This is a genomic window from Amycolatopsis sp. cmx-11-12 (assembly GCF_046269425.1).
Classification (GTDB): Bacteria; Actinomycetota; Actinomycetes; order Mycobacteriales; family Pseudonocardiaceae; genus Amycolatopsis.
In genome coordinates this window covers 43,598-62,910 of record NZ_JADNQM010000025.1, presented here as the reverse complement: position 1 = coordinate 62,910, position 19,313 = coordinate 43,598, and the positions used below count along the sequence as shown (strand labels likewise).

Genomic DNA, 19,313 nt, shown 5'->3' with positions numbered 1-19,313 from the left:
TATGAAAGGTCCGTTCATAACAACCGCGGGGAGGGAAAACCCGCAACTAGAGGACTACTTGCGGAGGCGTCAGCGGCACAGGACGATCACCACGACCGAAGCGGCCGCAGCCAGCAGGAGCCCGATCAGCCCGAACGAAAGCGGCCGCTTCCGCCAAGGCGTGTTGACGTCCAGCGAGAGCCGTCCAGCGCCCGCGAGCAGGACGGTCAGCGAGGCCGCGCCCAGCAGGAGCTCGAACTCGAAGCCCTGCCCTTCCTTCTGGAAGAACCCGCCGCCGAACTTCACGAACACGATGTTCGCGCAGACCCCGAGCAGCGCGGCGGCACCGACCGGGGTGAACAGGCCCACCAGGACGAGCGCGCCGCCGAGCACCTCGCTGATCCCGGTGATCCACGAAAGCAGCGTGGTCTGGGTGGTGTAGCCGAAATTGCCGAGCGCCCTGGCGAAGCCGCCGACCCCGGGCCCGCCGAAGGCACCGAAGAGGTGTTGCAGCCCGTGCGCGCCCATGGTCACGCCGAGTACCACTCGCAGGACGAGCAGACCGAGGTCGATCCCACCCCTGGTCTCCGCCGGGGCCGGGCCGCTGTCGGAGTCGGCCACGTCCGAGATCATGCTGGTCTGGTAGTCATCGCTCACGCGCGAAGGGTAGGCGAAACCGGCCCGTCAGGCGACCGAACCGCCGGACCGGCGACGAAGCGGCTCAGAACAGGGTCGCGGGCTCGACCGGTTCGGGCTCGGGCAGCGGGTCGAGGCCGGGCACCAGGGCGCGCACGTCGTCGTGGAACCGGCGGGCGAGCGCCGGTGCGTCGTCGTTGTCGGGGGTGTGCACGAAAACCGTCGGCGACCGGCCCGCACGCAGCCATTCGGCGACCACCTCGGCCCACGGTCGCCAGCCCTGGACGGTCTCCTCGGTCGAGTCCCGGCCGAGGTAGCGGACGATCGGCCGGTCGGTCAGCGCCCGCGTCCGCCGCGGCAGCCGGGGTTTCTTGGCCCAGGCGTCCTGCTCGGCCTCGCTGACCGGCGGACTCCGGAAGAAGACCGTGGTGTCGAACGGCACCCACTCGGCGTCCGCGTCGGTGAGGGCCCGCTCCAGCAGCGACGTCGAGCGGGCGTCGGTGTGGAACTCGGGGTGGCGCACCTCCACGGCGCGTCGGAGGCCGGCCGGGAGACGGCGCAGGAAGCGGCCGAGGGTGTCGACGTCCGACGGGCCGAACGAGGCGGGCAACTGGGTCCACAGGACCGCCCGGTCGCCGAGGGGTTCGATCGCGTCAAGGAACGCCCGCATCTCGGTCTCGACGCCGGCGAGCCGTCGCTCGTGCGTGACGACCTTGGGGAGCTTGACCACGAACCGGAAGCCGGGATCGGTCTGCCGCGCCCAAGTCGCGACGGTGTCCCTGGTGGGAGTCGCGTAGAAGGTGGTGTTGCCCTCGACCGCGTTGCACCAGCCGGCGTAGGCCCGCAGTCGTTCTCCGGCAGGCTGCGACCGCGGCAGGAACCGCCCGGCCCACGCCTTATGTGTCCACATCGCGCAACCGACATGAAGACTCGCCACGTCAGTACTCGCCGTGGACCAGGTTCTTCGGCAGCTCTCCGCTCAGATAGTGGCTCAGTTCCCGGACCACCACCGCGTAGGCGCGCTGCCGTCGCCCGCTCACCGCGCCCGCGACATGCGGCGTCAGCAGCAGTCCCGGCACCTCCCACAGCGGATGGCCGTCGGGCAGCGGTTCGGGATCGGTGACGTCGAGGGCGGCGCGCAGCCGTCCCGACGCGAGTTCCGCGACGAGCGCGTCGGTGACGACGACCGGCCCCCGCGAGACGTTGACGAGGATCGCCCCGTCCGGCATCGCGGCCAGGAACTCCGCGTCGACCAGCCCCTGGGTGTGCTGGGTGAGCGGCACCATCAGGACCGTGATGTCGTGGTCGGGCAGCAGATCGGGGAGTTCGCCGACGCCGTGCACGCCCTCGCGAGCGGTCGCGCCGACCATCGTGCACCGCACGTCGAACGTCTCCAGCCGACGCCGCAGGTGCCTGCCGAGGTCGCCCGCGCCGACGATGAGGGCCCGCTTGCCCTGCAAGGTGTCGGTGATCCGGCGTTCCCAGTGCTTCCGCCGCAAGCCGTCGGCGAAACCGTCGAGACCGCGGTAGATCGCCAGGAGGACCGCGACGACCCATTCGGCGGAGCTTCCGCCGTGCGCGCCGCGGCAGGTCGAGAGCAGAACACCGTCCGGCACCTTGCCGATCCAGTCCTCGGCCCCGGCCACCAGCAACTGCACGAGTCTGACGTTCGGCAGTTCGCGCCACATATCGTCACTGGGCTGGTCACCGGTCACGAGGACTTGGGCCTCGGCGGCTTCGGCCGGCACCGGCTCTCCCCGGCGGTACACCACCGGACGCACGCCTTCGATCTCCGAAAGCGCGCTCACTCCCTCTTCGTCGGGCACGAGCACCGTTACCGTCATGATCACCACGGTAATCCAGTGCCGCTTACCCGTGGCTCACGCACGCCCACCTAGGCTGGACCCGTGCGTACCAGGTACCGGCGGAAATGGACCGCACCGCTGGCTCTGCTGGCCTGCGGCGCGCTACTGCTCTCCGGCTGCGCCGAGTTCGACAACACGGCCGCCGGGCAGAAGTTCACGCCCGTCAACCCGCCGTCCCCCGAGGTCCCGCCGCAGGTCGGGCCCGGCGGTGAAGCGGGCGACTCCGGCCCCGGCCGCGGCAACGGACCGAATCAGACACCGACCCCGATCCCGCCGCCGCAGGGCTGCAAGGACTTCGACAAGGCCGTCATCGCGACCTGCCTGGACACCGTCGCCGCCGTGGCCGCGATCCCCGGCGACGGCTCCGCGCCCAGCGCGCTCGCGGGGGAACGCAAGAGCGGCCGGATCATGCTCGCCGCCGCGGAGAAGGATCCAGCCGACTGGGCCACCGTTCCCGTGGACGGCTCCGGCGACGGCGGTCTCACCTCGCTCGCCCTGTCCCCCGGTTTCGCCGAAGACCAGCTGGTCTTCGCCTACATCACCACCCCGACCGACAACCGGGTCGTCCGGCTGGCGAAGGGCCAGGCGCCGAAACCGGTGCTGACCGGCATTCCCAAGGGCGCCACCGGCAACCGCGGCGCGATCGGCACCGACGCCAAGGGCGCGCTCCTGGTCGCCACCGGCGACGCGGGCAACGCCGGACTCGCGGCCGATCCGGCGTCGCTGGCCGGGAAGGTGCTGCGCATCGACACCTCCGGCAAACCGGCGCCGGGCAACCCGACGGCGGGTTCGGCGGTCTTCTCGACCGGCGTGCACTCGCCCGGCGGGTTGTGCCGCGACCAGGCCGGTTCGCGGATGTGGCTGACCGACAGGCTGGCGGACAAGGACGTCGTCTACCGGCTCAGCGCGGGCAAGCCGCTGACCACCCCGGCGTGGACCTGGCCGGACAAGCCCGGCGTCGCGGGCTGCGCGGACTTCGTCGGTGCCACCGGCTATCTCTCCGTGGCGACGTCGATCGCGGGGAACCTGCAGAACCTGCCGGTGACCCCGGACGGCGCGATCACCGGCAAACCCAACGTCAACATGGACGGCAAGGTCGGCAAACCGCCGAAGACCTTCGGCCGCCTGGCTTCCATGAGCATGATCAACCCGCAGATCGCGCTGGCCGGCACGATCAACAAGGACGGCGGCACGCCGGTGTCGAGTGACGACCGCGTCGTCATCATCACACCGACCGCCGCGACCGGCGGGGGCGGCAAGGACTGATCCGCCCCCGGCCGGACCTCACTGGGACGGCCGCGGGAACACCGGCGGGGTGAACCGGACGAACGACGGCGGGACGGGCTTCTCCTTGAACTCCGGGTCGAACAGATCCGGCACCAGCTGATAGTCCGGACCGTAAGCGGTCGCGGCGGCGGTGAGCCGATGCGGGTCCGTGGTCGGCCAGCGTCCACTGTCCACACGGGACAGCAGAGTGCGCAGCAGGACGATCTCCTCGGCCGCGTTGAACGAGCAGTGGCCACCCCTGTTGACGTAGGTCTGACGCAGCCGTCCGGGATCGCCGTTCCGCCGGACCTGGTCGGCGTACCAGCGGACCTGATCCGCGACGGCGCCGCCGTCGCCGGTGGTGTGCACGGTCAGCACGGGCGCCGGCGTGGTGCCGCCCGCGACGGTGTAGCGATGCATGTACGCCTCCGCCTTCGGGTCGGCCGTGATCCTCGGAGCCGCGGCGAGCCTGTCGAGGTCGGCGTCCAGGTCGACACCGCCAGCCTGCCGGTAGGCGTACCGGACCAGGTCGCGCTGGGCGGATCGGGCGAGCATGCGCCGATAGTCGATCCCGGCGTTCCAGGACGGGTTACCACCGGCACGGCGCTCGATGTCGGTCCGCGCGCCCGGCCCGTACCCGTACACGTAGGCCCCGGTGACCCAGCTCGCCTGCTCGGCGAGCCGATCCGCGGGCGCGGTCGGCTCCGGCCGGTGGGCGTTGGCCCAGCCGGGAAGGTTGCCGAGCGCGCCGGCCAGTGCGATCCGGGCTCGGCCCGATTCGGTCTGCGAGGCTTCGGTCACGAGCGCCACCAGCGCGGCCTGAGCGGACGCCGGGTCGCGGGGCCGGACCAGGTCGATGTCCGAGTCCGGCGCCAGCAGGGTCTTGAGCGCGAACAGGATGTCCAGCGCGCTGTTCCACGTGCCGTTCGCGTCGTACTCACCGCATTGGGTCAGCACGCCGTCGAAACGACCGGGGTTGTCCTCGGCGAGTTTCAGGGAGATCACCGCGCCCATGGACATGCCGCTGGCGATCGTCCGACGCGGCTTGCCGACGTTGGCCCGGAACCAGTCCAGGAGCGCGATCTGGTCGGTCAGCGCCTCCTCGATCACGTGCCCGTAGACGCCCTTGTAGTCCGACGCGGCCAGCGCGTAGCCGTTGTCGAGCAGCCACTTCTCGGTTTCGGGGCGGGTGGCCAAGTACGTCCGCTCCATGGGCCAGTCCTCGACGTACAGCCCGTGGCTGTACAGCACCAGCGTCCCGTTCCAGTGTTTCGGCACTTTGACCAGGTAGTGCGCGCCATCGATCGTTCCCTCGTGCGTGCGCCAGCGTTCCCCGGCGGTGGCCGGGACGGCGGTCAGCAGGCTGCCGAGAAGAAGCGCGGCGAGCACAGTGGCGAGCGCTTTCAGCGGTCGTTTCATGACTCCGAAGATAGGTGACCAAATGGTCACATGTCAACGGTGGAGGTCACCATCCAGACATGGCCGTCCGGGTCGGCGAACGTGCCCACATAGCCCCACGGTTGACTTCCCGGCTCCGTGACGATCACCGCCCCGGCCGCGCGGGCGCGCTCGATCAGCGAGACGACATCGGCTTCGCTCTCGGCGGTCAGCGTGAAGAGGCATTCGCTGGTGCCGGGCTCCGCGACGGCACGGCCGCCCACGACCCAGCCGAATCCGCCGGTCGGGATGAGCATCAGCCGGAGCCCCTCGTTGAGGGCGAACTGCAACGGTTCGGGGACGCCGTCTTCGGCGAGCGCGCCGACGGCTTCGAAGCCGAGCCCGTCGCGATAGAACTCGTACGAGGTCATCCGGTCGGCGATCGGCAGGCCGACGGTCACAGGGGTGGTCTTCACGGTGGTGTCTCCTTTGGCTGGTTTCGTCCGGTCGCTCTGACAGAGCGACGAACGGAACCGGCCCGGACAGACACCTCGCCAGATCAGCCGGAGAAGTCGTACTCGTCTCGCCGTCCGCACATCCCGTAGCCGCCGCGTTTCACCGGCCACGTCACCGAGACGCCGGACTGCTCGAGATGGCTCGCGTCGCCGTTCGCGAGCGCCTTCAAATGCTCACCCGGCGCCTCGGCGGCCGCCAGGGCGCCGTCCCGCCACAGCGGGATCCACGCCTCGACCTTGGGCGCGACCAAAGCCGCGGCCGCACGGTGGAACTCCCTCAGCGGACCGGGGTTTCCCGCGACGAGGGCGTCCCGGATCGGGAGATAGCCCTCGATCGCGAGATCGCGGCGACGGCGCGCCGAGTCGTCGTCCGCGGGCATCGCGGCGGCCCCGGCATACGCGACCGGGTCTTCGAGGATCGACGGCGGGAAGGTGAAGACCGCGTCGCCCGCTTCGGGCAGCCCGCTGTTCTGCATGAGCACGGTGATCCGCAGATCGTCGCGCTGCACCATCCGGTGGACCGTGCCGGGCGCGAACCACGCGACGACCCCGGTTTCGAGGTCGGTTTCGTGGTAGCCGTCGAGGCCGAGCGTCTGCACCGCGCCCCGCCCGCCGGTGACGACGTACGCCTCCGTGCACGCGAGATGGAGATGCGGGCTGCCTCCGCACACCCCGTCCGCCGCCTCCCATTCGTAGGCCCGCAGATGGGACAGACCGATGCCGAACACGGGAACCTCCTCAGAATCCGTGTGTCTTCAGGTAATGCTCGACACGGTCGCGGTCCCAGGCGCCGTCCGCGACCACCACGCGGTAGCGGTAGTGGAAACTTTCGCCGGGCGGCAAAGAGAACTCCTCGAAGAACGCCCAGGAGATCGCCACCGTCGGCGTGCCGTGCGACCGGACGAACCAGTGCGACTCGTGGATCGCGTGCTCGTTCTCGGGCGCGTGCGCGAAAATCAGCGTCGACTTCGCGTCGACCTCGTCGTGTTCGCCGACGAACGCCAGCCATGGCGCCTGCCGCCCCATCATCTCCTCACCGCCGAGGCCGCCTGGACCGAGGACCTCGCCGCCGCTGAATTCGCGGGGCCCGCGCCAATGCAGCCCGGTGTAGCCCGCCATCTCGCGTCCGGCCGTCGTCGGACTGCCGAATTCCAGGGGCACGTCACGGATATTGGTGAGGGTGATTGCCCAGTCGATGGCCCAGGCTCCCTCGTCCGGCGCCACCGAATGGACGACGAGGTCACGCCGCTCACGCGCCCATTCTCTGCCGCCGTTCTCGATCCAGGTCAGCTTTTCGCCCAAGGTAAGGCTTTCGTCCTCGACGGTGAACTCCTCGAAGCCGTCGTGCCGCATCGAACCGACCAGATCCGGCAGTTCCCGGTACCAATCGCCGGGTACATAGGTCCAACCGCCCCAGAAGTTCTGGCCGGACAGGTGACTCGATGTCATCTGGAGTCCCTTGTGCCAGCGGTGATCCGACGGCCGGTAGGCACTGACCTGACGCCCGGCCAGCGTCCGCAGAGGATGCGTGTAGGGCTTGCGCGACTCGTAGGCGGCGGGGTCTGGTTTGTACACATAGGACAGTAGTTCGACGCCATCGGCCTCGACGGTGACGTGGTCACCGTGCCGGTGGGTGACGGTGATGGGTGCGCTCACAGTCGTCTTCCCCCGTTCATGGCGGAGTGGAACGGATCTTCCGGAGTGATCTCCCCCACGTGGACGGGCGCTCCGGTGAAAGCGGATTTGTACAGCGCGGCGATGAATTCGAGCGCCCGCCGTCCATCGGCTCCACTGCACGGTGGACGTTGCCCCGACCTGATCGCGGCGAGGACGTGGGTCAGCTGCGCGGTGTGGGAGCTGTCGAGGTTCGCGGACGGCGCGCGCCACTTCCCGGCCGCGTGCGGCGCGGGCGTGTAGGTCCAATCTTCGTTGCCATAGCCGTAAAGATGGGTCAGTTCGACGGTCGCGTCGGTGCAGTCGACGCGGATGCGGCTGACCTCGCCGGGTGAGAGCACGCTGTTCACCACGGTGGCCAACGCGCCGGATTCGAAGCGCACCAACGCCGTCGAGACGTCATCGGTGCGGACGTCGTGCACGAGCCTGCCCGTCATCGCGCGGATCTCGGCCCAGTCGCCGAGCAGGTGCAGGAGCAGATCGATCTGGTGGATCCCCTGCCCCATGGCGGGTCCGCCGCCTTCGGTCGCCCAGTCGCCGCGCCAGGGGACGGCGTAATAGGCGGCGTCGCGGAACCAGGTCGTCTGACAGTGCGCGACCAGCGGCCGCCCCAGTTCACCCGCGGCCAGCAGTTCAAGGAAGTGCGCCGCGGCGGAACCGAACCGGTGCTGGAAAACGAAACCGGCGTACGGCCCGCCCTCGGACTCGGCCGCGGTGATCTCGTCGTATTCGGACAAGGACAGGCAAGGCGGCTTCTCGCACCACACCCACGCTCCGGCGCGCAAAGCTTGTTTGACCTGCTCCACGTGCAGCGAAGGCGGGGTGCAGAGCGAGACGAGGTCGGGCTTCTGCTCGGCCAGCAGTACGGCGAAATCGGTGTAGGGCTTGATATCGCCGCTCGCGAACTCGGCGACCCTGGTTTCGTCGACGTCCGCCGCCGCGACCACGGTCACGTCCGACGGATGGGCTTCGTAGGCGGCTAGATGGCTTTTGGCGATTCCTCCGGTGCCGATAATGGCCACCCGAAGGGGTTTCCCGGTCGTCACCCGTGACCTCCACCTTGCGTATGAGGCCCTCACACGGTAGGCAGAAAGCGCTTTCTTGCGCAACCCCTTCCCGCAACTAGAGGACTACTTGCGAGAGAGGCGAGGGCGTGACTCGCGTGCTCAGAGGCGGATCTCGCGTGCCTGAACACCGAACTCACGTGTGCGGCCTCTAAGCACACGAGATCCGCCTTCGAGCACGCGAGTCACGGCTCTGAGCACGTGAGTGCGGGATTGCGAGAGGGGGTCAGCGGCGGGTGCGGGTCTCGGCACGGAGGACACGGACGTCGAGGAAGGCGACGGCGGCGGAGACCACACCGGCGAGCAGGCCGAGGTAGCGACCCAAGCCGGTCCCGATCTCAATACCGGCCGCGGAGAGGATCCCTCGCTGGTCGGCGTCGAACTGCCAGTCGAGGGTCAGCCAGCCGAGTGCCATCAGCAGGAGCGCGCCGATGGCCGCCATCAGCCACAGATGCGGCAAACCCGCGCGGCGGACGGCGTCGACGCGGCCGAACAACACGACGGCGAGGCCGGGCAGGAACAGCAGGAAGAGCGGCGCCCAGGCGAGGAAGCCCGCGCGCCACGCGTCTCGCGTAACGTCGTTGGCGGGCAACGTCGTCAGCACGTCCTCGATCTCCGGGCGCGACGCGGTCAGCGTCATCCACGGCAGGAACAAGGCCACCAGCGCGAGCAGCCCGGCCGCGAAGCCGAGCCACTCACGCCAGGTGACCTTCTTCAGAGCGAGGTCAGGCACCGACTCGCTCGACGATCAGTTCACGCACGCGCTTGGCGTCGGCCTGGCCCTTGGTGGCCTTCATGACCGCGCCGACGATCGCCCCGGCCGCGGCCACCTTGCCGCCGCGGATCTTCTCGGCGACGTCCGGCTGCGCGGCCAGCGCCTCGTCGACCGCCGCGATGAGCGCGGAATCATCGGAGACGACCTTCAAGCCGCGCGTCTCGATGACCTCGGCGGGCGAACCCTCGCCGGCGAGGACGCCCTGCACGACCTCCTTGGCCAGCTTGTTGGTCAGCTCGCCGGATTTGACCAGGCTGATGACGTCGGCCAGCTGCGACGGCGTGATCGTCAGCTCGGCGAGTTCGATCTCGCGGGAGTTGGCCTCCTGCGCCAGCGTGTTGACCCACCAGCTGCGGGCCTCGTCCGGTGTCGCGCCCGCCAAGACGGTCGCGGCGACCAGGTCGACCGCGCCGACGTTGAGCAGGTCGCGCAGCGCCTCGTCGGTCAGGTTCCACTCGCGCTGGATGCGCTTGCGGCGCTCCGAAGGCATCTCCGGCAGCGTCTTGCGCAGCTCCTCGACCCACTCGCGCGACGGCGCGATCGGCACCAGGTCGGGCTCCGGGAAGTACCGGTAGTCCTCGGCGGTCTCCTTGGTGCGGCCGGGCGACGTGGTGCCGTCGGCCTCCTGGAAGTGCCGAGTCTCCTGCTTGATCGAGCCGCCCTCGGCGAGGATTGCCGCCTGGCGGGTCATCTCGTACCGCACGGCGCGCTCGACGCTGCGCAGCGAGTTGACGTTCTTCGTCTCGGTGCGCGTACCGAACTCGGTCGCGTCCTTGGCCATCAGCGACACGTTCGCGTCACAGCGCAGGGAACCCTGGTCCATGCGGACGTCGGAGACGTCCAGCGCGCTCAGCAGATCCCGCAGCGCGCTCACATACGCCCGCGCGACCTCGGGGGCGCGCTCGCCGGTGTGCTCGATCGTCTTGGTGACGATCTCGATCAGCGGCACGCCGGCGCGGTTGTAGTCGAGCAGCGAGTGCTCGGCGCCGTGGATGCGACCGGTGGCGCCGCCGACGTGCAGCGACTTACCGGTGTCCTCCTCCATATGCGCGCGCTCGATCTCCACGCGCACGACCTCGCCGTCGTCCAGCGTCACGTCGAGGTAGCCGTTGAAGGCGATCGGCTCGTCGTACTGCGACGTCTGGAAGTTCTTCGGCATGTCCGGGTAGAAGTAGTTCTTCCTGGCGAACCGGCACCATTCGGCGATCTCGCAGTTGAGCGCGAGACCGATGCGGATCGCGCCTTCGATCGCCTTGCCGTTCACGACCGGCAGCGCACCGGGCATGCCGAGACAGGTCGGGCACACCTTGGTGTTCGGCTCGCCGCCGAACTCGTTGGCGCAGCCGCAGAACATCTTGGTGTTCGTGTTCAGCTCGACGTGCACCTCGAGGCCCAGCACCGGGTCGAACCGCTCGATGACGTCGGCGTAGTCCATCAACTCAACCACGGCGGTCACTTCTTTCCTCCCAGCTCCGGAACCTGGTGCACCAGCGAACCACCGTTGGCGGCGTCCCGCGCGACCTCGTAGGCGGCGCCGACGCGGTACAGCCGGTCGTCGGCCATCGCCGGGGCCATGATCTGGAGGCCGACCGGCAGGCCGTCCTCATGCGACAGTCCACTCGGGACGCTCATCGCGGCGTTGCCCGCGAGGTTCGACGGGATCGAGCAGATGTCGGAGAGGTACATCGCCATCGGGTCGTCGACGCGCTCGCCGATCTTGAACGCGGTGGTCGGCGTGGTCGGCGAGACCAGCACGTCCACCTTCTCGAACGCGGCGTCGAAGTCGCGCGTGATGAGCGTGCGGACTTTCTGCGCCGAGCCGTAGTAGGCGTCGTAGTAGCCAGAGGACAGCGCGTACGTGCCGAGCATGATGCGGCGCTTGACCTCGGGGCCGAAGCCCTTCTCGCGGGTGAGCGACATGACCTCTTCGGCGCTGTGCGCGCCGTCGTCGGACACGCGCAGGCCGTAGCGCATGGCGTCGAACCGGGCGAGGTTCGACGAGCACTCGCTCGGCGCGATCAGGTAGTACGCGGGCAGCGCGTAGGTGAAGTACGGGCACGAGACCTCGACGACCTCGGCACCGAGCGCGCGCAGCTGCTCGACGGCGGCTTCGAAGGACCGCAGGACACCGGCCTGGTAGCCGTCGCCGGCGAACTCCTTCACCACGCCGACGCGGACGCCCTTGAGGTCACCGGTCAGGCCCTGGCGGGCCGCGGCGACCACCGGCGGAACCGGCGCGTCGATCGAGGTCGAGTCCATCGGGTCGTATCCGGCGATGACCTCGTGCAGCAGGGCGGCGTCGAGCACCGTCCGCGCGCAGGGACCGGCCTGGTCCAGCGACGACGAGAAGGCGACGAGACCGTAGCGGGAGACACCGCCGTACGTCGGCTTCACGCCGACAGTGCCAGTGACGGCGCCGGGCTGGCGGATCGAGCCGCCGGTGTCGGTGCCGATCGCGATCGCGGCCTCGAACGCCGCGATGGACGCCGAGGAACCACCGCCGGAGCCGCCAGGGATGCGTGCGTGGTCCCACGGGTTGTGCGTCGGGCCGAACGCGGAGTTCTCCGTGGAGGAGCCCATCGCGAACTCGTCCATGTTGGTCTTGCCGAGCACCACGACACCGGCCTCGCGCAGCTTGCGCGTCACGGTGGCGTCGTACGGCGGGATCCAGTTCTCCAGCGTCTTCGAACCGACGGTGGTCGGGATGCCCTTGGTGGTCAGCACGTCCTTGAGCGCCAGCGGCACCCCGGCGAGCGGCGACTTCGGCGCCTTGCCCTCGGCGACGTCGGCGTCCACCGCGCGGGCCGCGTCGAGCGCGCCCTCGGTGTCCACGTGCAGGAACGCGTGGATGTGGTCGTCGACCTCGGCGATCCGGTCCAGGTGGGCCTTGGCGACCTCGACCGCGGAGACCTCACGGGCCTGGATCTTGTCCGCCAGTTCGGCGGCGGTCAGTTTGATGAGTTCGGTCACTGCTCTTCTCCCAGAATCCGCGGCACCCGGAAACGACCCTCTTCGGCGGCCGGCGCACCGGCCAGCGCCTGCTGCTGGGTCAGCCCCTGTCGGACCGTGTCCTCACGGAACACGTTGGTCAGCGGCACGGCGTGCGACGTCGGCGGGACATCCTCGCCCGCCACCTCGCTCACCTTGGCCACCGAGTCCAGGATCTGGTCGAGCTGGCCTGCGAAGACGTCCAGCTCCTCCTCGGTGACGGCAAGCCTGGCGAGCTTGGCGAGGTGTGCGACCTCGTCGCGGGAAATGTTGGGCACGCGGGTGACTCCCGGGGTGTGCTGTGCGGGTTCTGTCGGAAGCTGCAAGTCTATGGTGGCGGCGTCGGCGAACTCGACTGGGTTATGCCGCGGCCTGCACTCCTGCTCGGGGTAGGGCACTTCGAGTAAGGAGTGCCTGGTTCGTTATCCCGTAGACCGGATGGCAGGCCCCATGACACCGTCCGGTCTGTCACAATCGGCGCCCGGCGTAGCGCGTTCCACGGCGAGGCTGGAACGCCTGAGGCGAGAGGGGCGCGTGTGTCGTTCCTGATCCGGGTCCAATTACCGGACACCCCGGGGACCCTCGGCGCGGTCGCCACCGCGCTCGGCACCGTCGGCGCCGACATCCTGAGTGTGGACGTGGTCGAACGCGGCGGCGGTGTCGCCGTCGACGACCTCGTCGTCGAAATCCCCTCCGGCAGGCTGCCGGACGCGCTGATCACCGCCGCCGAAAGCGTCGACGGTGTCGAGGTCGACGCCGTCCGCCCGTACGCCGGGGTCCTGGACACCCATCGCGAACTCGAACTGGTCGAGGAGATCGCCGCGAAGCCCGCTTCGGGGCTGGAGATCCTCGCCGAAGGCGTGCCGCGGATCATCCGGGCGGGCTGGGCCGTCGTCGTCGAGCACTCGGAATCCGGCGCGCTGCGGCTCGCTTCGTCGAACGCGGCCCCTGAGACGCCGATCACCGACCTGCCGTGGCTGCCGCTGGAACGCGCCACCATCCTCGACGCCGAGGAGGCCTGGGTCCCGGAGACGTGGAAGGAACTCGGCACGGAACTTGCGGCGACGCCGCTGGGGAAACCCGGGAAGGCGCTGCTGGTCGCGCGGCCGGGCGGACCGAACTTCCGGGCCGCCGAGGTGGCGCGGCTGGCTCACTTCGCGGGGATCGTGGCCGTCGTCCTGGACAGCTGAGCGCCCTCCGGGCAAGCGGCGGCGGTACCGAGTCGGTCGCCTTGCTGCGGGAAGGCCGTGAAGGCCTCCTTCCCTACCTTGAGAGTCAGGGTCCCGGCAAAGTCGAGATCTTGCAGGTCAGGCGACTATTCGCCGCCTGCATGAGGCTGACGATGAAGGAATCGGGACGTTGAATGTCCCCATTCCTTCACCGTCAGCGGGCACACCGGTTGCGGAGCCCCCCGAGCGGGGAAGAATCCGGACGTTCAACGTCCGAAATCCTCCCCGCTCGACCCTTTCAGGCACCAGCGATGCCAAGCCCGGATTACCAAGAGCACCGCTGACCAGCAGCCCTGCGACTTTGCCGGGACCCTGACCTTGAGAGTAGGCAAGGAGGCCTTCACTACGTCACCGACCAGGCGAGGGGGGCACCCACCACTTCGCCGCGCGAAGGACGCCTTCCCCGCATGGCATGCGGGGAAAGTCCCCTTCAGCCCCTCACCCAGGCTGAAAAAGCGCAATGAAGGACGCTTTCATAGCAAAATTCGCTATGAAAGCGTCCTTCATTGCACGGATGGAGGGGCTTAGGTGAGGTCCAGGCGGTAGGCGATCAGGGTCACCCCAGGGTGCGGTTCCCAGTCCCGTTCCGGCATCCGCGCGAAACCGAGCCGCTCGTACAGCCGGTGCGCCCGCGCCATCGTGACTAGGCTGCACAGCACCACCCGCACCGCGTCCAGTTCCCGCGCCCGCGCGACGACCGCCCTGGTCAGCGCCTCGCCGATACCGCGACCGGTGGCCGAGGGCAGCACGCCGAGCATGCGGAACTCCAGTTCGCCCTCGCGGGACAGCTCGGCGAACGGCGTCCCCGGCCGTGCGATGGTGACCGTGCCGAGCAGCGTGCCCTCGCCGTCCACCGCGACCAAAAGTTCGGCCAGGTCCGCCCGGCGGGCGGCGTCGAGGAGTTCCGCGGCGTAGCCCACGCCGTCGACGAGGCTCCGCTCCGCGGAGTACGCGGCCAGGGTGAGCTCCCCAACCGCCGCCAGTTCCTCGGGGCGGGCGGGCCGGATCTCCAGGTCACTCACCACTTTCCTCCTCGGCGGGTTCGTCGGTGGGCAGCGCGAGTTCGGCGGCGGCCTCGGGGCCGCTCTCCAGCAGCACCCGGAAGCCGTTCTCGTCGAGCACGGGCACCTTCAGCTGGACGGCCTTGTCATACTTCGTCCCCGGCGCGTCGCCGACGACGACGAACGCCGTCTTCTTCGACACCGAACCGGCCGCCTTCCCGCCGCGGGCCATGATGAACTCCTTGGCCTCGTCACGGGAGTAGTCGTTCAGCGAACCGGTGACGACGATCGACAGGCCTTCGAGGTTGCGCGGGATGGACTCGTCGCGCTCCTCCTCCATCCGCACGCCCGCCGCACGCCACTTCTCGACGATCTCGAGGTGCCAGTCGACCTCGAACCACTCTTTCGCGGCTCGCACGATGGTCGGGCCGACCCCGTCGACACTGGCGAGCTCCTCTTCGGAGGCGTTCTCGATCCGTTCCAGTGAACCGAATTCCCGCGCGAGCGCCTGCGCCGCCGTCGGGCCGACATGCCGGATCGAGAGCCCGACGATGACCTTCCACAGTGGACGGTCCTTGACGATCTCCAGGTTGTCCAGCAGTTTGCGCCCGTTGGCCGACAGCTCCCCCGCCTTGGTGCGGAACAGTTCGACTTCGAGCAGTTTCTCCTCGTCCAGGTCGAAGATGTCGCCTTCGTCGTGCACGACACCGACGTCCAGCAGCGCCACCGCGGCCTCGTACCCGACCACCTCGATGTCGAAGACGTTCCGGCTCGCCAGGTGGAACAGCCGCTCCCGCCGCTGCGCCGGGCAGAACTGCGCGTTGGGGCAACGGATGTCGATGTCGCCCTCCTTCTGGTACGCCAGTTCGGTGTCGCAGTTGGGGCAGCGCAACGGCATGACGAACTCGCGTTCCTCGCCGGTGCGCGCGTCGGCGACCGGGCCGAGCACCTCGGGGATGACGTCGCCCGCCTTGCGGATCACGACCTTGTCCCCGATCAGCACGCCCTTGCGTTTGACCTCTTCCTGGTTGTGCAACGTCGCCATCGCCACCGTGGACCCGGCGACCTTCACCGGCTCCATCACCGCGAACGGGGTGACCCGCCCGGTGCGGCCGACGTTGACCTGGATGTCCAGCAGGGTGGTGATCGCCTCTTCCGGCGGGTACTTGTAGGCGATCGCCCAGCGCGGCGCGCGTGACGTCGTCCCGAGACGGCGCTGGAGCCCGACTTCGTCGACCTTGATGACCACGCCGTCGATCTCGTGCTCGGCGTCGTGACGGTGCTCGCCCCAGTATTCGATGTGCGCCAGCAGTTCCTTGCCCGAAGTCAGCACCTTGCTGTGCGGCGAGACCGGCAGGCCCCACGCGGCGAGCGCGTCGTACGCCTCGGACTGGCGCTTCGGCTCGAACCCTTCGCGTTTCCCGAGACCGTGGCAGATCAGCCGCAGGTTGCGGGACTTCGTGATCTTCGGATCCTTCTGACGCAACGATCCCGCGGCGGTGTTGCGCGGGTTCGCGTACGGGTCTTTGCCCGCCTCGACCATTTTCGCGTTGAGCGCCAGGAAGTCCTCGACGCGGAAGAACACCTCGCCGCGGACCTCGACCAGCGCGGGCACCGGGAACTCGTCGGTGCTCCTCAACCGATCCGGCACCTGCTCCAGGGTGCGGACGTTGAGCGTGACGTCCTCGCCGGTGCGGCCGTCGCCCCTGGTCAGCGCGCGGGTCAGCTTGCCGTTCTCGTACAGCAGGTTGATCGCGAGCCCGTCGATCTTCAGTTCGGCGAGGTACTTCGTCGCGCCGATCTCCTTCTGGACCCGCTCGACCCAGGTCTCGAACTCCTCGCCGTCGAAGACGTTGTCCAGGCTGAGCATGCGCTCGAGGTGGTCGTGCGCGACGAACTCGGTCGAGAACGTGCCGCCGACGTTCTGCGTCGGCGACTCCGGCGTCACCAGTCCCGGGTGCTCGTCCTCGATGGCCTGGAGTTCGTTGAGCAGCGTGTCGAACTGGCCGTCGGACACGATCGGTGAATCCAGCACGTAGTACCGGAACTGGTGCCCGCGGATCTCCTCCGCCAGTTCGGCGTGCCGTTCGCGGACCTCGGCGGGGACCTCGGTGATGTCCTGCGCTGGCTCGGGGTTTTCAGGAAGTTCGCTGCTCACGGGGGTAAGCCTAGTCGGGGGTACCGACAATTCCGGACAGCCTGCCGACCACCTCGCGTAGTTCCAGCAGGGTCAGCTGTCCCTCCTGCGCCTCGGTCACCAGCTCGACCTTGCCCAGCCTTTCGGCCGCGACGCGCTCACCCAGCGTGGCGTCCAGCGGCAGGAAGGTCATGGTCGTCCGGGTCTCCGGCCGGAGTTCCCCGATCAGCGGATGGAACACGGTCACGTCCACCCGTCCGGCTGATTCGTCCACCTTCGCGGTCACCCGGACGTCGGCGAGCGCGATGCGGGTCTCGCCGAGGTTGACGGTGACCTCACTCGGATCGGGGACCGGCGGCACGGAGTCGTGGTACTCCCAGATCGCGTCCTCCGGCGGCGCGGCGGCCTTCCACGCGTCGGTGTACGGGCGCAGTTCCGGATCCTCCTGGCCGGTGAGCACCAGCGAGTAGATCGCCCGGTGCCCCCGATCGAGGGAGAAGTGCAGTCGCGGGTGCAGCGCCTCGACGATGGTGCAGAGGTCGTGTTCCACGCGGTGCGGTTCGCGGTCGCCGAGTGCGGCGCTGACCTCCGGAAGGAGGGCGAACCACGCCTCCCAGAACGTCACCGCCGCGACGGCCGCGTCCTCGGGGACCGGCTGCTCCGGCCAGGCGGTGCGGGGGTCGGGAACGTCCTCGGACTTACGAGGTCGGCGGAACAAACGCATGCGGGCACGTTACCGCGCCGGTCACCAGCCTTCAGGCGGTTCGAGGAAAGCCTTGCCCGCCTCCCGGCCGAGCGTGAACGCGCGGCGCATCCAGTCGGGGGTGGCGCCCGCGAGACCGCACGCCGGTGTCGGCACGACGCGTTCGGCGAGGATCTCGCGGCGGAATCCGAGCCTGTCGACGAGTTTGAACACGGGCGTGACCAGGTCACGCAGCACCACCGGCGCGCCGGGGTCGGTCGTGGGGACGAGCCCGAGCATCAGTGTCGTGCCGGAGTCCAGCGTCTCGCCGATTTCGTCGAGCTGCGCGGGCGAAGCACCCTTCAGCAGGGTGAAGTCGAAGGCGATCGCTTTCGCCCCCGCCGCGCGCAGCAACGAGATCGGCGGCTTCTCGGCGCAGCAGTGCACGATGACCGGCTGCCCGGTGATGCGCTCCGCACCGGAGATCACCGTCGAAAGCAGTTCGCGGGCTTCCGGCGCGGGGACGGCGGAAACGGTGCCGTAGCCGGACGCCGTCGGGAGGTCACCGGCGAGGACCGCGGGCAGCGACGGTTCGTCGAACTGGAGCACCACCGGCGCGCCGATGCGCGACTTCAGCTCCGCGACGTGTTCGGCCAGGCCGTCCAGCAGGGACGCGGTGAAATCGCGCAGCGCGCCCCGATCGGTGAGGATCCGGTGCCCGCGCTGGAGTTCGACGTTCGCGGCGAGCGTCCACGGGCCCGCGACCTGCGTCTTGAAGACCGGCGGCGCGGCGCCCGCCTTCTCCCTGGCCTCCTGGACGGCGTCGAGGTCCCAGTTCATCAGATCGAGGGCGCGGCGGTGGTCGTGCCCAGGGCGGGCGGCGACCCGATAGCCGCTCGGCACCACCTCGACGGCGAGATCGACCAGCAGCGCCGCCGTCCGGCCGATCAGGTCGGCACCGACGCCACGCGCGGGAAGTTCGGGCAGATACGGGAATTCGGGCAGTTCGCCGAACACGATCGACGCGGCCTCGACCGGATCGGTGCCGGGCTGGGAACCGATCGCGGTCGCGGCGCCCGGAGGCCAAGGTCGTTCGTTCACACCCGGATTCTCCCCTTGGTCCCACTTGGCGGGGAGGCGGGGCAGGGGAGGACACGGACATTCGCCGCAATTGCCGTCGGCGAGCCCGTAGCGGCGTCTCGCGCATTACGCTGACCTGCCATGACGAGCTCTCCACAGCCCGCCGGCTGGTATCCCGACCAGCAGAACCCCCGGGTGTACCGGTGGTGGGACGGGCAGGCCTGGACGGCCAACACGCGGCCGTCCCACGACGCCGAGATGATCGAACTGGACATCGAGGGCGCGCCCGACCCGAACAAGATCCGGGCGCAAGTGGCGAAGGGGGCCCAAGGTCGCGGTGGCGGGGCCACCGGTGGTGGGACGCTGTTCTCCGAACCCGTGCTGGTCGTCAACCAGCGCGCGAAACTCATCGAAATGTCCAACGAGTTCGGGGTGTTCGACCAGAACGGCAACCGCCTCGGCGGCGTCGTCCAGGTCGGGCAGAGCACCTTGAAGAAGGCCATCCGGCTGCTCACGAACTACGACCAGTTCCTGACCCACCGCTTCGAAATCCGCGACGCGAACCACAGCACCGTGCTGAAGGTGACGCGGCCGGCGAAGGTGTTCAAATCCCGGTTCCTGGTGACGAAGGCCGACGACTCCCCGATCGGGGAGATCGTGCAGGAGAACGTCTTCGGCAAGATCCGGCTGGGTTTCGTGGTCGACGGGCAGAAGGTCGGCGGGATCTTCGCGGAGAACTGGCGGGCGTGGAACTTCGTGATCAAGGACCACGCCGACGCCGAGATCGCGCGGATCACCAAGACCTGGGGCGGTTTCGTGAAGGCCGCGTTCACCACCGCCGACAACTACGTCGTCGAGATTCACCGGCCGCTGCGGGATCCGCTGGCTTCGATGGTGGTCGCTTCGGCGCTGACCATCGATACGGCGCTGAAACAGGACGACAACCGCTGACCTGCCGTCCTGGCACGTCTCGTGAGTGGTAAGGACGGTTAGAGCCAAGGGTTTCTTAGGTACCTACTGAGTGTGACGGCAGTTGGCCGCAGGT

At 69.1% G+C, this 19,313-nt stretch carries 19 protein-coding genes; 3 read left to right on the top strand and 16 right to left on the bottom strand.

The window, feature by feature from the left end:
- Window positions 1-69: 69 nt before the first annotated feature.
- The 3 genes from ACLARN_RS29260 to ACLARN_RS29250 form a co-directional block, all read right to left on the bottom strand.
- Window positions 70-612, bottom strand: a complete 543-nt coding sequence (locus tag ACLARN_RS29260) for a DoxX family protein (RefSeq protein WP_409494759.1) — start codon at window positions 610-612, stop codon at window positions 70-72.
- A gap of 88 nt (window positions 613-700) precedes the next feature.
- Entirely contained in the window at window positions 701-1,525 is an 825-nt protein-coding gene (locus ACLARN_RS29255) for a DUF72 domain-containing protein (protein WP_409494689.1), read from the bottom strand.
- Window positions 1,526-1,553: 28 nt separating this feature from the next.
- A complete protein-coding gene (locus ACLARN_RS29250) occupies window positions 1,554-2,459 on the bottom strand; it encodes a 2-hydroxyacid dehydrogenase (RefSeq protein ID WP_409494688.1) in 906 nt (301 codons plus the stop codon).
- Window positions 2,460-2,522: 63 nt separating this feature from the next.
- Between ACLARN_RS29250 and ACLARN_RS29245 the strand changes: the two genes are divergently transcribed.
- Window positions 2,523-3,746 (top strand): PQQ-dependent sugar dehydrogenase, encoded by a 1,224-nt coding sequence (locus tag ACLARN_RS29245; RefSeq protein ID WP_409494687.1) that lies wholly within the window; start codon window positions 2,523-2,525, stop codon window positions 3,744-3,746.
- Window positions 3,747-3,764: 18 nt separating this feature from the next.
- Here ACLARN_RS29245 and ACLARN_RS29240 read toward each other — a convergent pair whose 3' ends face one another.
- The 9 genes from ACLARN_RS29240 to gatC form a co-directional block, all read right to left on the bottom strand.
- Window positions 3,765-5,165, bottom strand: a complete 1,401-nt coding sequence (locus tag ACLARN_RS29240) for an alpha/beta hydrolase family protein (RefSeq protein ID WP_409494686.1) — start codon at window positions 5,163-5,165, stop codon at window positions 3,765-3,767.
- Between the two features lie 26 nt (window positions 5,166-5,191).
- On the bottom strand, window positions 5,192-5,599 hold the full coding sequence (locus ACLARN_RS29235; protein ID WP_409494685.1) for a VOC family protein: 408 nt from the start codon (window positions 5,597-5,599) through the stop codon (window positions 5,192-5,194).
- Window positions 5,600-5,682: 83 nt separating this feature from the next.
- The gene (locus ACLARN_RS29230) at window positions 5,683-6,366 is read right to left on the bottom strand and encodes a cupin (RefSeq protein WP_409494684.1); all 684 of its coding nucleotides are present in this window, start codon (window positions 6,364-6,366) and stop codon (window positions 5,683-5,685) included.
- A gap of 10 nt (window positions 6,367-6,376) precedes the next feature.
- Window positions 6,377-7,294, bottom strand: a complete 918-nt coding sequence (locus ACLARN_RS29225) for a PmoA family protein (protein ID WP_409494683.1) — start codon at window positions 7,292-7,294, stop codon at window positions 6,377-6,379.
- On the bottom strand, window positions 7,291-8,358 hold the full coding sequence (locus ACLARN_RS29220) for a Gfo/Idh/MocA family protein (protein ID WP_409494682.1): 1,068 nt from the start codon (window positions 8,356-8,358) through the stop codon (window positions 7,291-7,293). Before ACLARN_RS29220 ends, ACLARN_RS29225 begins: the two co-directional genes overlap by 4 nt.
- Window positions 8,359-8,602: 244 nt before the next feature.
- Complete coding sequence (locus tag ACLARN_RS29215; RefSeq protein ID WP_409494681.1) at window positions 8,603-9,109, bottom strand: hypothetical protein; 507 nt, start codon at window positions 9,107-9,109, stop codon at window positions 8,603-8,605.
- On the bottom strand, window positions 9,102-10,607 hold the full coding sequence (gene gatB, locus ACLARN_RS29210) for an Asp-tRNA(Asn)/Glu-tRNA(Gln) amidotransferase subunit GatB (RefSeq protein WP_409494680.1): 1,506 nt from the start codon (window positions 10,605-10,607) through the stop codon (window positions 9,102-9,104). Before gatB ends, ACLARN_RS29215 begins: the two co-directional genes overlap by 8 nt.
- Entirely contained in the window at window positions 10,604-12,121 is a 1,518-nt protein-coding gene (gene gatA / locus ACLARN_RS29205) for an Asp-tRNA(Asn)/Glu-tRNA(Gln) amidotransferase subunit GatA (protein ID WP_409494679.1), read from the bottom strand. The genes gatB and gatA overlap by 4 nt, the downstream gene beginning before the upstream one ends.
- Window positions 12,118-12,417 carry an Asp-tRNA(Asn)/Glu-tRNA(Gln) amidotransferase subunit GatC gene (gene gatC, locus ACLARN_RS29200; RefSeq protein ID WP_184894389.1) on the bottom strand — a complete coding sequence of 100 codons (300 nt, stop codon included), beginning with the start codon at window positions 12,415-12,417 and terminating at the stop codon, window positions 12,118-12,120. Before gatC ends, gatA begins: the two co-directional genes overlap by 4 nt.
- Before the next feature lie 258 nt (window positions 12,418-12,675).
- Here gatC and ACLARN_RS29195 point away from each other — a divergent pair, with 258 nt between their 5' ends.
- Window positions 12,676-13,329, top strand: coding sequence for an ACT domain-containing protein (locus ACLARN_RS29195; protein WP_409494678.1), 654 nt, complete (start codon window positions 12,676-12,678; stop codon window positions 13,327-13,329).
- A gap of 563 nt (window positions 13,330-13,892) precedes the next feature.
- Here the strand turns inward: ACLARN_RS29195 and ACLARN_RS29190 are convergent.
- The 4 genes from ACLARN_RS29190 to ACLARN_RS29175 are packed head-to-tail and all read right to left on the bottom strand — an operon-like array spanning window position 13,893 to window position 18,289.
- Window positions 13,893-14,390 carry a GNAT family N-acetyltransferase gene (locus ACLARN_RS29190; protein WP_409494677.1) on the bottom strand — a complete coding sequence of 166 codons (498 nt, stop codon included), beginning with the start codon at window positions 14,388-14,390 and terminating at the stop codon, window positions 13,893-13,895.
- Complete coding sequence (gene ligA / locus ACLARN_RS29185; RefSeq protein WP_409494676.1) at window positions 14,383-16,527, bottom strand: NAD-dependent DNA ligase LigA; 2,145 nt, start codon at window positions 16,525-16,527, stop codon at window positions 14,383-14,385. The genes ACLARN_RS29190 and ligA overlap by 8 nt, the downstream gene beginning before the upstream one ends.
- A gap of 10 nt (window positions 16,528-16,537) precedes the next feature.
- Window positions 16,538-17,230 carry a hypothetical protein gene (locus ACLARN_RS29180; RefSeq protein ID WP_409494675.1) on the bottom strand — a complete coding sequence of 231 codons (693 nt, stop codon included), beginning with the start codon at window positions 17,228-17,230 and terminating at the stop codon, window positions 16,538-16,540.
- A gap of 21 nt (window positions 17,231-17,251) precedes the next feature.
- Entirely contained in the window at window positions 17,252-18,289 is a 1,038-nt protein-coding gene (locus ACLARN_RS29175) for a methionine synthase (RefSeq protein WP_409494674.1), read from the bottom strand.
- A 120-nt stretch (window positions 18,290-18,409) separates the two neighbouring features.
- Here ACLARN_RS29175 and ACLARN_RS29170 point away from each other — a divergent pair, with 120 nt between their 5' ends.
- Window positions 18,410-19,219: a phospholipid scramblase-related protein gene (locus tag ACLARN_RS29170; protein ID WP_409494673.1), complete on the top strand. Its 810-nt coding sequence runs from the start codon at window positions 18,410-18,412 to the stop codon at window positions 19,217-19,219.
- Window positions 19,220-19,313 lie beyond the last annotated feature (94 nt).